11 protein-coding genes are annotated in these 15,102 nt (G+C 39.4%); 8 read left to right on the top strand and 3 right to left on the bottom strand.

Going from position 1 to position 15,102, the window contains the following annotated elements; translation table 11 throughout:
- The first annotated feature begins 7 nt into the window (after positions 1-7).
- A complete protein-coding gene (locus IWC72_RS04255; RefSeq protein ID WP_194528929.1) occupies positions 8-1,369 on the top strand; it encodes a di-heme oxidoreductase family protein in 1,362 nt (453 codons plus the stop codon).
- Positions 1,370-1,377: 8 nt separating this feature from the next.
- Entirely contained in the window at positions 1,378-2,487 is a 1,110-nt protein-coding gene (locus tag IWC72_RS04250; RefSeq protein WP_194528928.1) for an imelysin family protein, read from the top strand.
- Between the two features lie 86 nt (positions 2,488-2,573).
- Here IWC72_RS04250 and IWC72_RS04245 read toward each other — a convergent pair whose 3' ends face one another.
- Positions 2,574-4,643, bottom strand: coding sequence for a M16 family metallopeptidase (locus IWC72_RS04245; RefSeq protein WP_194528927.1), 2,070 nt, complete (start codon positions 4,641-4,643; stop codon positions 2,574-2,576).
- Positions 4,644-4,680: 37 nt separating this feature from the next.
- Positions 4,681-6,003, bottom strand: coding sequence for a M16 family metallopeptidase (locus IWC72_RS04240; protein WP_194528926.1), 1,323 nt, complete (start codon positions 6,001-6,003; stop codon positions 4,681-4,683).
- A gap of 167 nt (positions 6,004-6,170) precedes the next feature.
- On the opposite strand from IWC72_RS04240, the gene IWC72_RS04235 reads away from it, so the two are divergent.
- From IWC72_RS04235 to IWC72_RS04210, 6 genes are all read left to right on the top strand, one after another.
- The gene (locus tag IWC72_RS04235; protein ID WP_194524992.1) at positions 6,171-6,635 is read left to right on the top strand and encodes a DUF4199 domain-containing protein; all 465 of its coding nucleotides are present in this window, start codon (positions 6,171-6,173) and stop codon (positions 6,633-6,635) included.
- Positions 6,636-6,820: 185 nt separating this feature from the next.
- Complete coding sequence (rplU, locus tag IWC72_RS04230; RefSeq protein ID WP_194528925.1) at positions 6,821-7,465, top strand: 50S ribosomal protein L21; 645 nt, start codon at positions 6,821-6,823, stop codon at positions 7,463-7,465.
- A gap of 79 nt (positions 7,466-7,544) precedes the next feature.
- Entirely contained in the window at positions 7,545-7,805 is a 261-nt protein-coding gene (gene rpmA / locus IWC72_RS04225; protein WP_099544685.1) for a 50S ribosomal protein L27, read from the top strand.
- Between the two features lie 143 nt (positions 7,806-7,948).
- The gene (locus IWC72_RS04220) at positions 7,949-9,526 is read left to right on the top strand and encodes a tetratricopeptide repeat protein (protein ID WP_194528924.1); all 1,578 of its coding nucleotides are present in this window, start codon (positions 7,949-7,951) and stop codon (positions 9,524-9,526) included.
- A 154-nt stretch (positions 9,527-9,680) separates the two neighbouring features.
- Complete coding sequence (locus IWC72_RS04215) at positions 9,681-12,545, top strand: TonB-dependent receptor (protein ID WP_194528923.1); 2,865 nt, start codon at positions 9,681-9,683, stop codon at positions 12,543-12,545.
- Between the two features lie 58 nt (positions 12,546-12,603).
- Positions 12,604-13,620 carry a phytase gene (locus tag IWC72_RS04210; RefSeq protein WP_194528922.1) on the top strand — a complete coding sequence of 339 codons (1,017 nt, stop codon included), beginning with the start codon at positions 12,604-12,606 and terminating at the stop codon, positions 13,618-13,620.
- A gap of 140 nt (positions 13,621-13,760) precedes the next feature.
- On the opposite strand, the gene ahcY is transcribed toward IWC72_RS04210, so the two are convergent.
- Entirely contained in the window at positions 13,761-15,077 is a 1,317-nt protein-coding gene (ahcY, locus tag IWC72_RS04205; RefSeq protein ID WP_194528921.1) for an adenosylhomocysteinase, read from the bottom strand.
- Positions 15,078-15,102 lie beyond the last annotated feature (25 nt).

The raw sequence follows: 15,102 nt of genomic DNA, 5'->3' as shown, positions 1-15,102 counted from the left end.
GTTGATCATGTGTTTGGTCTTTATATCCTGTAGTGAATCGGATGATTATGTACCGCTCGTTGTGGAAGAAAACGAAGAACTATCCGGGGGCAATGCTACATCCTTTATTTTCTCGCCCGATGCATTTGGTTTTTCGGTAGATGGATTGTCTTTGGATGAGCAGATAACCTTTGGAGTAGGCAATTCGCTGTTCAACCAGAATTGGGTAACGGCACCGGCTTCTACTACGGCACGTGATGGTCTAGGTCCTTTTTTTAATGCACGCTCATGTTCTGGTTGTCACTTCAAGGATGGTAGAGGTAGGCCTCCAGCTTTTGAGGGAGAATTGGCACATGGACTCTTGTTGCGTTTATCCCTTTCCGGCACTGATCAACATGGAATTAATATTCCTGACCCTATCTACGGAAGTCAATTTCAGGATAACAGCATTTTAAGTGTTTCCAATGAAGGAACATTAAAGGTAACCTATGAAAACATAACGGTAACTTATGAAGACGGTAACTCCGTAGAATTACAAAAGCCAACTTATGAGATGGTTGATCTAAACTACGGAGCCATGGATCCCTCCATTCTGGTTTCTCCAAGAGTTGCCAGTCAGATGGTGGGTCTTGGTTTATTAGATGCTATTCCGGAAATGGTTGTATTGAGTTATGAGGATGAGAACGATGCGGACAACGATGGTATATCGGGTCGGGCAAATTATGTTTATGATGCGGAGTCAGATGGTTTTAAATTGGGTAGGTTTGGCTGGAAGGCCAATCAACCGAGTGTAAAACAACAGATTGCGGCCGCATTCTCGGGAGATTTGGGTATAACCTCATCCTTATTTCCGGATGAAAATTGTAATGGGACTCTAAATTGTGATGAAATTGCTAATGGTGGAAATCCTGAAATTACTGATGAGAATTTAGATAAAGTTACTTTTTATTCGGCAACATTGTCCGTGCCCGCAAGACGTGATGTAGATGATGAAGATGTGTTAAAAGGCAAAGAGCTTTTCAACACTATTCATTGTTCGGGTTGCCATATAGCCGTGCATGAAACAGGGGCTTATGAGATAGATGCTTTGGCAAACCAGACCATACGTCCTTACACTGATTTACTGTTACATGATATGGGAGAGGGCTTGGCGGATAACGCTCCTGAGTATAGGGCATCTGGAGTAGAATGGAGAACACCACCATTATGGGGAGTAGGGTTGATAGAGACCGTTAATGACCATACGAATCTGTTGCATGATGGTAGGGCTAGAACTATTGAAGAAGCTATTTTGTGGCATGGAGGTGAAGCAGAGGAAATCAAAAACCGTTTTATGGCACTAGATAAGGAAGAACGGGGTCAGATCATTAGATTTATTGAAACATTATAATGAATAAAATGAAGTATCAGAAAATAATTGCAGTTACAACCTCTTTTTTTGCCGCCTTGGCATTGAATATTTCTTGTGGTTCTGATGATAGTGGAGTGACGGAAGAAGAAAGCACCAGTGTAGAAGAAGGAAGAAGTCTGCAGATCGAAAATCTTTATGATAATCAAATTGCGCCACTTCAAGTAGGGCATATCAGTTTAACAGAACAATTGGTGGTCAGTGCAAATGAATTTAAGGCAGAACCTACGGAAACCACCTTGTCGGCTTTAAAAAATAGCTGGTCCGAAGCATTTATGTGGTGGATGCAAATGGAAATCTACAATATAGGGGTGGTAAGAAACTCTTTTATACATTCACAAATCCATGAATGGCCGGTTAATCAATCTTTTGTAGAAGAGAGTATTGCTACTGAAACCAACATAAACGAGGATTTTATCGTTAGTGTGGGATCTTCATCAAAAGGCTACGGTGTAATGGAGTATTTGCTTTATGGTAGTACTGATACCGAAGTGTTGGCTGCAATGACCACCGGAGAAAATGCGGAAAATAGGCTTAATTATCTGTTGGCTGTTGCCAACAACTTGCAGACCAATGCGGAAAATCTGCAAGAATTATGGAGCGCAACCGAATCTTCCTTTAAAGAGCGCCTAGAAAGTGGCGTGAACGGTAGTCAGAACTTGACGGTCAACGCTGTTATTGCTGGGCTGGAAACTATAAAAATCACAAAGTTGGAACAGGTAATTAACAACCCGGCTTCGCCTGAATTGCGTTTGGAGGCCTATTACAGTGAATATTCTAAAGAAGCTATTCTGGCAAACTTGGAAGCGTTGCGGGATACTTATACGGGTGATTTTACGGATGATGGTTTTGGCATGGAGGAATACCTTGTAGAGGTTTTGGATAGACCTGATCTTAATGCTGGTATTTTGATGGCTTTTGAAAATGCAATCACGCTATTTTCTGAAACAGAGGAAAGTTTAAGAAGTTTTGCGAAAAACGATGCGGACAAAATTGTAGTACTGAGAGACGCGGTAACGGAAATAATCGCATTGCTCAAGAACGATTATTCAAGTGCTGCTAGCATTGTGGTAACGTTTAATGATAATGATGGGGATTAATCAAGCTTTTGGGTAACATATAAAAACGGCCAGAACCTTATTTGATAGGTTTTGGCCGTAATTTTTTAGCTTTTTTTTATATACATCTATTCAAAATCACTGTCTGAGACCCCTTCGTTCACTTTGATCTCGGAAACTATAAATTCAAAGCGTTGCGGTCCTACGGTCTGTGCCAATATAAATGGGAATTGTATGCCGGAAACCTCTTTGTAATCCATATAGGTAATGGTGCTTGTCATTACCTGTCCCGCCATTTCCGCAGTAGTCACCTCTTGAAGTTTTAGTCCGCTTTCCATATCGTAGAAAATTGATTTTTCATCAGAAATTTTAAGTTTATAAGCTTTTTTTCCTTCAATGGTTTTTATACCCTCTAAAGAAACATTGGCATCTAGATAGTTCAATTCAGGGAAAGGGGCAGATTCGTCCTTAACCTTGGCTATTTCATCAGGACCCATGTCTTTTCTTTGTCCTTGCATAACCATATATCCTTTATCTTCATTAAGCACTTGTTTGCTCATAGAACTTCCGGCTACGGTTACGTCTTGCATGAATTGGTTTTTATTCGTTTTTTTGACTTCCAAGTTCAATTTCATGCCTTGCATTTCCGCTTCGGCCAAAAGAACGTAGGATGAAATGCCTGCCAGCTTTTCTTTTCCTCCAATGGCATCAATATAGGCGTTCAGGACTGTTTTTGCCGTAACATTGGTAGGTACGCTGGCATTATAGTCCGGCTTTTTGGTTGCGTTAATGTTTTTGTCAAAATATTGAACGGGTATTTTCCTGCCTTTATAGGTTACATTTTCAAGATTATCGATCACTTCACTGCCTTTGCCGGCTACTACTATGCGAATGTTCTTCGGCTTTATGTATTTCTGTGCAGCCTGTTGTACATCTTCTATTGTAATCGCATTTATTTTTTCAAGATAGGTCTTGTAGAAATCTTTTGGTAGATCTTCGGTTTCAATATCCAAAGCATAATCGGCAATAGTAGAAGGGTCTTCCAATGCCATAACAAACCGACCGGTGTATTTGGCTTTTGTGTTCTCAAGCTCTTCTTTTGTTACGGGTTCCGTGCGAATACGCTCAAGCTCTTTCAGGATTTCTACAACAGAACTATCGGTAACCGCATTTCTAACGCTTGCCGAAGCTCTAAAACGGGCCGGTACATACTTGTCATTGCCAAGACGGGAATACGAGCCGTAAGTATATGCTTTGTCTTCACGAAGGTTCAGGAATAAACGGCCTTCACCACCACCACCTAAAATTTCGTTTGCCATAAGTGCAGAGAGGTAATCTGGATCTTTTTTCTGCAAATCTACCAGATTCTCTACCGTAATTTCGGATTGAACTGCGTTGGGCACATCTATAAAGTTGATTTGCGCATAAAGTGCATCAGAAGGTTTGGTAAAACCAAAAGAAGGAGGTGTCGCTTTTGTCCATGGTGTGAATTGTTCTTCAACCAATGTCTGGACATCATCAAATTTTATATCGCCTACAATTACCAAATAGGCATTTGCGGGAACAAAATAATCTTCATAAAACTGAATCACATCGGTAAGGGAAACCTTGTTTAGGCTTTCTTCGGTCATAAATTCACCGTAAGGGTGTTTTTTGGTATATGCCAAAGCTAAACCCGCTCTGCTTGCAATCGCGGTAACACTTTTTTCTTCGGATTTGAGGCCGGTAATTATTTTCTGTTTCTCTTTATCAAATTCATCCTGTGTAAAGTTGGGATTAATAGCAGCATCTGCCATTAACTCAAGAAGTCTAGGAAAGTATTTTGATAGAGAAGAAGCATATGCACTGGTAGAACCAAAGTTGATGCGCGCGCCAAGAAAATCGACCTCCTCATTAAAATCGTCCTTTTTTATATTTTTTGAACCTTTGCCCAGTAAACTGCCCGTTAGTGCCGAAACACCAGCTTTGTTGCCTTCTAAAACAGGAGGGTTGTCAATACTCAATTGAATGGATACTCTTGGGAGTTTGTGGTTTTCCACGACAAGAACCTTAAGTCCGTTTCTAAGTTCAAAAGTTTGTGGGTCTTTTAGGTTGATTTCCGGAGCTGGGCCTGGTTCGGGCATCTGACTGCGGTCTATCTGCGCTTCTGCACTTAAGGCAAAAACAAGAAAGAATAAAGTTGTGAATATATTTTTCATGTATAGTGTATTTTGTTTAGAAGTAAAATGCTGTTGACTAGTTGGCTTGTGGCTCTTCGGGCAGATAATCTATAATCACCCGTTGGTCTGGTCTTAGGTATTTGTTCGCTACTTCCATTATTTCTTCGCGTGTAATAGATGTAAAGATGTCAATTTCTTTATTGATCAGTTCGGTATCGCCATAAAGTAAGTAGTTACGAGCCAAAGAATTTGCAATACCCTCAACACTAGAGTTGGAGTTTACGAATTGATTTTCGAACTTATTCAATAATTTTTGATGGTCCTTTTCTGAAATAAGGCTGTCTCTAACTTTGGCAATCTCTTCTTCCATTTCAGTTATTAGAACATCTAAGCTGGTTTCTCCCACGGGAAGGGCATACACCAAGTACATGCCGTAATCTTCTTGACCAATATTAAATGCCCCCACTTGCAGGGCCTGTTTTTGGTCATCTACCATTTTTTTGTAGAGTTTGGAACTGCGTCCATCGCTCAGATAGGTAGAGATCATATCCAAAACATAGGCATCTCTTTCTCTGAAACCTGGCGTTCTATATGAAATTACAGACGCGGGAATTTGAATGTTGGCATCATAAGTCTTGGTTCTGACTTCTTTCAAAATGGGGTCTTCTTTGGGGTAGTTGCGCGAAACTTCTTCTCCTTTGGGGATATCTCCAAAATAGTCTTCAACCATTTTTTTAGTATCCGTTAAATCAATATCACCTGCAACTACGAGCACAGCGTTATTGGGGGAGTAATATTTTTTATTATAAGCGATAACATCTTCTAGGGTAGCAGCATCTAAATCTGCCATGTAACCAATGTTAGGGTCTTTGTAGGGGTGTTTTTTGAACAGGTTTTCGCCCACAACCGTAATGAGCTGGCCGTAGGGCCTATTGTCATAACGAAGTCGCTTTTCTTCTTTAACTACTTCCTGCTGCGTATCTATACCTTTTTGGTCAATAACCGGATGAAGCATCCGTTCGGATTCAAGCCAAAGGCCTAATTCTAAGTTGTTGGAAGGGAATACTTCGTAATAGTAGGTGCGGTCTTGAGAGGTGTTCGCATTATTTTTGCCGCCGTTGGAAGAAACGATTTCAAACCATTTGCCACGTTCAATATTTTTTGTGCCCTCAAAAAGCAAATGTTCAAAAAAGTGGGCAAAACCGGTACGTCCTTCTGTGCGGTCCTTTCCGCCAACGTGGTACATAACCGAGGTTGTGACAATAGGTGCCGTATTGTCTTGGTGTAGAATAACGTGAAGACCGTTGTCTAGGTCATATTCTTCGTAGGTTACTTCTTGTGCTTGAAGGCAGAGCCCAGCTAGAAAGAAGAATCCTCCAGATAGTAGTTTGTTTTTCATTGTGTAGTGTTTAGATGCTTAGTTAGTAGCAGAGCATTTAAGATTGTTACACGAATATATCTTTTTTGTAAGAAAAGTTAACTCTATTGCTTCTAATTAACATGCTTTTGTAGCATCGTTTTAAAATAATTTGTAAATTAAAGAATTGAATTTCAAAAACTTATAACATGAAACAATTCGCACAGCCCATTAGATTTGGAATCGCTACTAGCGGTTGCTTGATCGCTTATTTTTTGATACTCTCCTTATTTAACCTTCATACCAATATTTTCTTTAGTCTCTTTAATGGCGTTATTACCGCATTTGGTATTTATGAGGCCATTAAGTATTTTAAGTTAAAGAACCCAGATAGTTTTGATTATGGAAAAGGGTTTGCCGCCGGTCTTGTAACCGGTTTTGTTGCGACATTAGTTTTCACTATTTTCTTTGCACTTTACAGTACAGAGCTTAATGGAGCATTTTTAGAGCAACTGTCTACCGCCTGGTTCAATGATTATAAAAGTTTTGAAGGTATTGTTTTCTTTACCGTTGCTATAATGGGTTTTGCCACATCATTGGTGTTGACTTTGTCCTTCATGCAACTGTTTAAAACAAGCCGAAATCTTAAGCGGAAATTGGTAAATAACCATTAAACAATAACAGAATTAGAAAGCGAATGGAGCTGCAAAGATAATTTGCGGCTTTATTTTTGTGCTTTGGCATCAAAAAATGAGGGTAAAATATATAAAAAACACTTGTGGGTTAACGATTTAGACGTATATTTGCATCCGCTTATTGAAAAAATAGGCGAAAACAATAAACTAATATATACACAATTATGTACGCAATCGTAGAGATGGCAGGGCAGCAATTCAAAGTTGCGAAAGACCAAAAAGTGTATGTTCACCGTTTACAGACAGAAGAAGGTAAAAAGGTAACTTTTGACAATGTACTTCTTTTAGCAGACGGATCGAATGTTACTGTTGGCGCCCCGGCTATAGACGGAGCCACTGTTGAGGCAAAAGTCATTAAACACCTAAGAGGTGACAAAGTAATCGTCTTCAAGAAAAAGAGACGTAAAGGGTACCGCGTTAAAAACGGTCACCGTCAAGCTTTGACCGAAATCGTAATCGAGAGTATCGTTGCGAAAGGTGGTAAAAAAGCTGCTGCTCCTAAGAAAGAGGAGAAGCCTGCTAAAAAAGAAGCAGCACCAAAGGCCGCTCCTAAAAAAGCAACAAAAGCAGATGATTTGAAAAAAGTTGAAGGTATCGGACCAAAAATTGCCGAGACTTTGATTGCTGCAGGTATTTCTACATTTGCTGAATTGGCAAAAGCAGATGCTGCTAAAATTTCTGAAATCATTGCAGATGTACGTGGTAACCACGTAACTGACACATGGCCTGCACAAGCTAAATTAGCTGCTGAAGGTAAGTGGGATGAGTTGAAGAAATGGCAAGACGAATTAGACGGTGGTAAAGCTTAATTGCTAACCCCTTAAAGTATAATCAAATATTGTGCAACCTATAGTTTACTAACGGAAGCACTTTTAAAAACCTAATATCATGGCACACAAAAAAGGTGTAGGTAGTTCTAAAAACGGTAGGGAATCGGAATCGAAACGTCTTGGCGTTAAGATTTTTGGTGGCCAAGCCGCTATTGCCGGAAATATCATCGTTAGACAACGAGGTACAAAACACAATCCAGGTGAGAATGTGTATGCCGGTAAAGATCATACATTGCATGCCCGTGTAGACGGACTAGTAAAGTTTGAAAAGAAAGCTGGTGGAAAATCTTATGTTTCCATTGAGCCTTTTGAGGCTTAAATAGTCTTTCTTTTATCGTATAAAAAACCCTTTCCAATCTAATTGGATAGGGTTTTTTTGTGCTTTATTTATACGTTAAGTTAATGTTTAGGTAATATAATTACAAGGTTAGCATAGTAACTTGCAAAATTCTTTTGCTTGTTATGAGTCACAAAATCAGAACTATACTCTTTCTTTTAGGTTTTCTAATTATTCCTTTTTTGTCCCTGTGTCAATATTCAGGTCAAGTCATTATTAATGTTACCTATGCCGACTTAAATCAAAAGCTTAAAGCGGAGAAAGAAACGGGGAACACCAAAAATATAGCACTCGCACGCGCAGAATTGGGTTATTTCTGTCAAAAAACGGGGGTCTATACAGAGGCTTTAGACCAATTTAATAAGGCTATCATCTTATTGGAAAAGAAGGGTCCCGATACCTTATATGTAAATCTTATCAATCGCCTGGGAGCCATTCATATGGAGTTAAAGAACTATGAATCTGCAATAATCCATTTTGACAAGTGTATCCGAGAAGCAAAGAAAATAGAGGCCCATACTGCAATTGCCTTAGCAAAAAGTAACTTGGGTGCCTGTTACGAAAAAGAAGGCGACTATGATAAAGCTCTAGATTATCAAAAAGAGAGTCTTAAGCTGTATTTGAAGTTAGACGATATAGATGGAGTTTCTCTAGTAAACGAAAACATTGGGAGTATTTATGAAGATTTGGAAGATTTTGGATTAGCACGCAGTTATTTTGAAACAGCTTTAAAGTACCATACTACACCGGATAAAGCACAAGCCAATATCTTGAATAACTTGGGCGATGTTTATAGGAAAACGGGGGAGTTTGAAAGGGGGCTGCATTTTACCCAACAGTCTTTGCATATAGCCCAGCAAATCAATGATGCCGAGGAGCTGGCGAGTGCTCATAAAGATTTGTCAAAAACATACCATTTTATAGGCAATGAAGACCGAGCTTACCAAGAATTATTGACCTTTTTAGAAATTGACGAGCTAAATAAAGCACGGTATAGGGCTAATCAGGCTAGTGCGTTACAGGTAATTTATGATACCAAAGAAAAGGAGACGAAAATAAAGGAACTCTTGCACGAAGGGGAAATAGATGATGCTCAAAAGTATGTGTTGGTATGTGCATTAGTTGCATTGGCTGTAATTGGTTTTGTCTGGTTTTTGTTTTTGCGAAGAAAACGTAAGGAAGGTCAAAAACTGGCCAGTTATGAAAAGCGTATTCTAGAGGTAGAGTTAGAAAATAAGAAGACCGGGGAAGCGAATTTACAGAAAGAAGTACATCTAAAAAACTCCGCATTATCCCGGTACAGCTTGCACTTGGCCCAAAAGAATAAAATGCTTTCGGACCTTTCTCAAACTTTGAGAAACAGTCTGGTGCGATCCAACGTAGATTTAAAAAGGAAATTGAATACGGTGATCAAGGAAATCGATTTTAATTTATCGCAAGAGCATGAATGGGATGAGTTTATGGCTTTTTTCAATGAGATTCATCCAGAGTATATTGAACTGCTCAATACTAAGGCGTTATGTTCGTTGTCACCTGCAGAATTGCGTTTAAGTGTTTTGCTACGATTGAATTTATCCTCTAAAGAAATTGCTGCAATTTTACGGCTTACACCAGATAGTGTTCGTGTGTCCAGATATCGTTTGCGTAAAAAACTGCCTATAGGCGCAAAAGAAGAATTGAGCACTTTTTTAACGGGTTTTTAGATAGGTGTTTCGGCTAGGTAAGCTCAATGTAAACTTAATATTAATGTTGCCTTCTTGTTTCCCTCGTTTCTTTTAATGTTGCCTATTTGTTTCCTTTTATGAAACGCTCTATGTGATTGATATACATATTTTTGGAGGTATAAAACCAATCAAAATGAATTATAGAAACGCATTCAAATTTTTAGCTTTATTGCTGTTTGTTGCCTGCTTTAGTACGGCCTTATCTGCTCAACAGGGTAATGTAGAGGGGACAATTTCCGATGAAAACGGAATTAACGTTCCAGGAGCCAATGTCATTATATCCACTCTTAATAAAGGGGCTATCTCGGACTTTGATGGTCGCTTTTCTTTAGTAGGTATTCCGGCCGGGAATTACACTTTGAGTATTTCATATTTAGGTTACGCAGATATTTCACAAGAGGTTTCCGTAAAGGAAAAGGAAACAACATCGGTTTCCATTTTTATAACACCAAAAACTTTAGAGTTAGACGGAGTGGAAGTAAGAGGGTACGGGCTAGGAAGTCAATCCAGAGCGCTGAACACCCAAAAGACCAATATGAATATAACCAACGTGGTTGCCACTGATCAAATCGGAAAGTTTCCGGATGCTAATATTGGTGATGCTGTAAAGCGTATTCCGGGAATAACCATGCAAGTGGATCAAGGGGAAGCTAGAAATATAATTGTACGCGGACTATCTCCTCAGTTAAATTCGGTTTCCTTAAATGGTAGTCGTGTGCCATCGGCCGAAGGCGATAACAGAAACGTGCAGATGGATTTGATTCCCGCAGATATGATTCAGAGTATAGAAGTGAGTAAAGCGGTTACTCCAGATATGGATGCGGATGCCCTTGGTGGTTCGGTAAATCTTGTGACTAGAACTTCCCCGCAAGGGTTTAGACTTTCGTCTACATTGGGTTCAGGTATTAATTTCATTACGGATAAAGCTATCATTAATGGCTCTTTTCTAATAGGAGACAGAAGCACTAATGGTAAATTCGGATGGATGGCGAGCGCGTCATACAATGACAATGACTTTGGGTCGGATAACGTAGAGGCCGAGTGGTCTGATGAATTTGAATACTACACGGGTGAAGATGACGGTGAAGGAGAGCCAATTTTAGAGGAAGTGGATGTTGACCCTTACACGAGTGTTTTTGAGCAACGGGAATATTTGGTACAACGTATTAGACGCAGTGTTTCGGCTAATTTTGACTACCGTTTTGATGCCAACAATTCCATTTTTCTTAAAACCATTTATAACTGGCGTGATGATCGTGAAAACCGATTTGCATTGCAGAGTGAAATATTGGATGGAGAAGATATTGAGTTGGGAGATTTTATGGTTAACAATGGTAGTTTGACCCGTTTTCCAGCGGAAATTACCAGAGAAACAAAAGGGGGTATTGATAGTAACCGAAATAAAAATAGACGTTTGGAAGACCAGCGAATGCAAAATTACAGTCTAGGTGGTAACCATTTGTGGGGTGCCCTAAAAATGGATTGGATGACTTCTTTTGCAAAGGCTTCCGAAGAACGTTTGAATGAGAGATATATCGTTTTTGCCAACGAATATGAAGTTATCAATGATAATACCAATTCTAGGTACCCACTCATGACTGCCGTTAATAGTAATGATGCTGCTTTATCAAACTTTGAATATGATGAGGTTACTGAAGAAAACCAATATACCAAAGAAGAGGATTTTAATGTGTTTGTGAATTTTGAAATACCTTCTGATTTTTTTGGGAATGGAGATGGTTCCATAAAGTTTGGAGGTAGGGCTAGAATTAAAACAAAGCTAAGAGACAATGATTTTTTTGAGTATGACTTGGAAGATGATTTTCCCACCTTGGCAGATGTGACCGTCCGAAACCTTTCTGATTCCGACTTCCTTGCTGGCAGCCAGTATTTGGCAGGACCTTTCGCTGATGAAGAATGGCTTGGGAGCTTGAACTTGGTAAACGGTGAATCCGTACCGGACGAGTTTTTACGGGCGAATTTCAATGTAGATGAAAATGTTTATGCCGCTTATGCGATGACCAACCAAAAAATCACCGAGAAATTGAATCTTCTCTTTGGTCTCCGTTTAGAGACTACAAAGGTAACGGCCGTAGGTAACAGTATTATTGATGAAGAAGATCTAATAGGTGAATTAAAAGAGGAAAGTTCATACACCAATTTTATGCCTGGTCTTCATCTAAAATATAATCTTAGCGATGAGACCATTCTACGTTTTGCATGGACAAATACTTTGGCTAGGCCAAATTATGAAGACTTGGTGCCCTCTCTAGATGTTGTTTCTGGCGATGAGGAAATCTATTTGGGAAATCCAGATTTGGAGGCGACTACATCTATGAATTTTGACCTAATGGCGGAGCATTATTTCCAAAGTGTAGGTATTCTGTCTGGCGGGCTTTTCTATAAGAATATAGATAATTTTATATACCTCTCCAGGGATGAGGCTACAGATGATTTTTATGGGGAAGATACTGAGGGGTTTGAGATTTTTCAGCCTCTGAACGGTGATGGTGCGCGTATTTTTGGGGCTGAGTTCGCTTTTCAACGGCAATTGGATTTTCTGCCTGGATTCGCTCGTAATTTTAGCCTTTATCTAAATTATACTTTTATATCCTCTACTGCGGATGGTATAAAGAATGAAGACGGTGAAGACCGCGAAGATGTAGATTTGCCAAATACGACTCCCAATACATTTAATGCGTCGTTAGGCTATAATGACCAGAAATTCTCCGCCCGTTTGTCATCTAATTTTTCCGATTCTTATATTGATGAGCTAGGGGGTAATGAATTTGAAGACCGATATTATGATACTCAACTTTTCTTAGATTTTAATGCAAGTTTTAAGATTACCAATAGCTTGAGTGTATATGCGGATTTAAATAATATAACCAATCAGCCACTTCGTTATTTTCAGAGTGTAAAAGATCGTACGCAGCAGGTTGAATTTTATGGTAGGCGATTGACATTTGGCCTCAAATATGACCTTTTTAAAAAGTAAGTATTTAATAAAAACATCACTTTAAGGCGTTGCTTAAAATGTCAATAACATACTATTCATGAAAAAATTACTATCCCTTTTTATCATTCTGTTGGTTATCCAGTCATGTAAGACCAGCAAGCTGCCGGCTATAGCTCCCAATATAATTACCGAGAAAACAATAAATGACACGGACGATCCCGCTATTTGGGTCAATCCCTCAGATGCATCAAAGAGTATAGTATTTGGTACGGATAAGGAAACGAACGGTGCTATTTATGCGTTTGACCTCGACGGTAAAATCATTGAGGAAAAAACGATTAGAAACATACAACGGCCCAATAATGTTGATGTGGCCTATGGTTTGGTTATAAACGACTCTACTACGGTTGATGTTTTAATGTTTGCCGAACGTGAGCGAAGTCAGATTCGCTTATTTTCAGTGCCGGATATGACACCTTTGGATAACGGCGGTTTTCCTGTTTTCATTGATGAGAAAGACCCTGAAATGAAACTCCCCATGGGTATTGGCTTGTATAAATCACCTAAGGATGAAAGTATGTATGCCATTGTAGGGCGTAAAGTAGGACCTGCCGAAGGGTATTTACATCAATATAAGCTGGTGGTTAAACAGAATGGGAGCGTAGAGATTGAATTGGTTCGAGAATTCGGAAAATTCAGTGGAAAAAAGGAAATAGAAGCCATAGCCGTTGATAGTGAACTTGGTTTTGTTTATTATTCAGATGAACAGCATTGCATACGAAAATACCATGCGGAGCCAGAAATGGGCAATGAAGAACTCAGCTGTTTTGGCGGCGATGATTTTAAAAGTGATATTGAAGGTATTGCCATAGCAAGCTACGCCAATGGAGAAGGGTATATAATTGTGTCTGACCAGCAAAAGGGGCAGTTCAATATTTATTCAAGAAAAACGAACGCGTTTATCAAAGCTGTTAATCTTTCAACGTTGGAAACCGATGGCTGCGAGGTTGTAACGGTACCGTTGAACGCGACTTTTAAGAACGGTCTCTTCGTTGCTATGAACGATGAAAAGAATTTCTACTTCTATGATTTGGGAAAGTTAGGAATAGAATAAACCTTATTAAAATTTGACTTATAAAAAAACCTCACAGTCTACTGTGAGGTTTTGAATTTTATACGAGGCTTGTGAACAGCCTGTAAAATCAGGACTAAGCGCAGTTCTATCATGAATTAGGACTGAGCGCAAGCGAAGGCCTAATACCTGTAATACTCCGGTTTAAACGGACCTTCTACGGTTACACCTATATATTCGGCTTGTTCTTGCTTAAGTTCTGTAAGCTCAGCTCCTAAACGGGATAGGTGCAAAGCAGCTACTTTTTCATCTAAATGCTTTGGTAGCATGTATACTTCGTTTTTGTAATTGTCGCTGTTTTTCCAAAGCTCTATCTGTGCCAAGGTTTGGTTTGTAAATGAATTACTCATAACAAAACTTGGGTGACCAGTAGCACAACCTAAGTTCACTAAACGACCTTCTGCTAAAACGATGATATCTTTACCGTCAATAGTATACTTGTCTACTTGTGGTTTAATTTCATCTTTAGAAGCTCCGTGAGTATTGTTCAACCAAGTCATATCGATTTCATTATCGAAATGGCCAATATTACAAACAATAACTTTGTCTTTCATCGCTTCAAAATGCTCCGGGCGAATGATGTCTTTGTTACCTGTTGTAGTGATAACAACATCCGCAGTACCTACAACGGTTTCCAGTTTTTTAACTTCAAAACCGTCCATACATGCTTGAAGCGCACATATTGGGTCGATTTCAGTAACGGTAACAATTGATCCAGCTCCTCTAAAAGAAGCAGCGGTACCTTTACCAACATCTCCGTAACCAGCAACTACAACTCGCTTACCGGCAAGCATAGTATCTGTAGCACGTCGAATAGCATCAACGGCACTTTCGCGACATCCGTATTTATTATCGAATTTCGATTTTGTAACCGAGTCGTTTACGTTAATAGCAGGCATAGGTAATGTGCCTTTTTTTACACGATCGTATAAACGGTGAACACCAGTAGTAGTCTCTTCAGAAAGTCCTTTAATGGCTGCGGCCAATTCAGGGTAGTCATCCAATACCATATTGGTAAGATCACCACCATCATCTAAAATCATATTTAAAGGCTCGCGCTCTTCGCCAAAGAACAAAGTCTGCTCAATACACCAGTTAAATTCTTCTTCCGTTAGACCTTTCCATGCGTAAACAGGTATGCCAGCAGCAGCGATTGCAGCAGCGGCATGATCTTGTGTAGAGAAAATGTTACAAGAACTCCAAGTAACATCCGCACCCAAGGCTACCAAGGTTTCAATAAGAACGGCTGTTTGAATGGTCATGTGAAGACATCCGGCAATTCGCGAACCTTTTAAAGGTTGCTCTTCTCCGTACTCTTCACGTAATGCCATAAGACCTGGCATTTCGGCTTCTGCAAGTTCAATTTCCTTTCTTCCCCAGTCCGCCAAAGAAATATCTTTTACCTTATAAGGCACATAAGAAACAGTTTTGGTATCCATATTCTTTTTTATTTTTTACTTTCGT

It is taken from the genome of Zobellia roscoffensis (genome assembly GCF_015330165.1).
In the GTDB taxonomy this organism is placed as follows: Bacteria; Bacteroidota; Bacteroidia; order Flavobacteriales; family Flavobacteriaceae; genus Zobellia; species Zobellia roscoffensis.
The sequence above is the reverse complement of the archived record's forward strand: the minus strand, read 5'-3'. Positions and strand labels throughout refer to the sequence as shown.

Excerpts from the sequence above, each read along its gene's own strand:
- IWC72_RS04255 (WP_194528929.1), top strand. The coding sequence starts at position 8 with ATGTGTTTGGTCTTTATATCCTGTAGTGAATCGGATGATTATGTACCG.
- IWC72_RS04220 (WP_194528924.1), top strand. The coding sequence starts at position 7,949 with ATGAGTCACAAAATCAGAACTATACTCTTTCTTTTAGGTTTTCTAATT.
- rpmA (WP_099544685.1), top strand. The coding sequence starts at position 7,545 with ATGGCACACAAAAAAGGTGTAGGTAGTTCTAAAAACGGTAGGGAATCG.
- IWC72_RS04210 (WP_194528922.1), top strand. The coding sequence starts at position 12,604 with ATGAAAAAATTACTATCCCTTTTTATCATTCTGTTGGTTATCCAGTCA.
- IWC72_RS04250 (WP_194528928.1), top strand. The coding sequence starts at position 1,378 with ATGAAGTATCAGAAAATAATTGCAGTTACAACCTCTTTTTTTGCCGCC.
- IWC72_RS04235 (WP_194524992.1), top strand. The coding sequence starts at position 6,171 with ATGAAACAATTCGCACAGCCCATTAGATTTGGAATCGCTACTAGCGGT.
- IWC72_RS04245 (WP_194528927.1), bottom strand. The coding sequence starts at position 4,643 with ATGAAAAATATATTCACAACTTTATTCTTTCTTGTTTTTGCCTTAAGT.
- rplU (WP_194528925.1), top strand. The coding sequence starts at position 6,821 with ATGTACGCAATCGTAGAGATGGCAGGGCAGCAATTCAAAGTTGCGAAA.
- ahcY (WP_194528921.1), bottom strand. The coding sequence starts at position 15,077 with ATGGATACCAAAACTGTTTCTTATGTGCCTTATAAGGTAAAAGATATT.
- IWC72_RS04215 (WP_194528923.1), top strand. The coding sequence starts at position 9,681 with ATGAATTATAGAAACGCATTCAAATTTTTAGCTTTATTGCTGTTTGTT.
- IWC72_RS04240 (WP_194528926.1), bottom strand. The coding sequence starts at position 6,003 with ATGAAAAACAAACTACTATCTGGAGGATTCTTCTTTCTAGCTGGGCTC.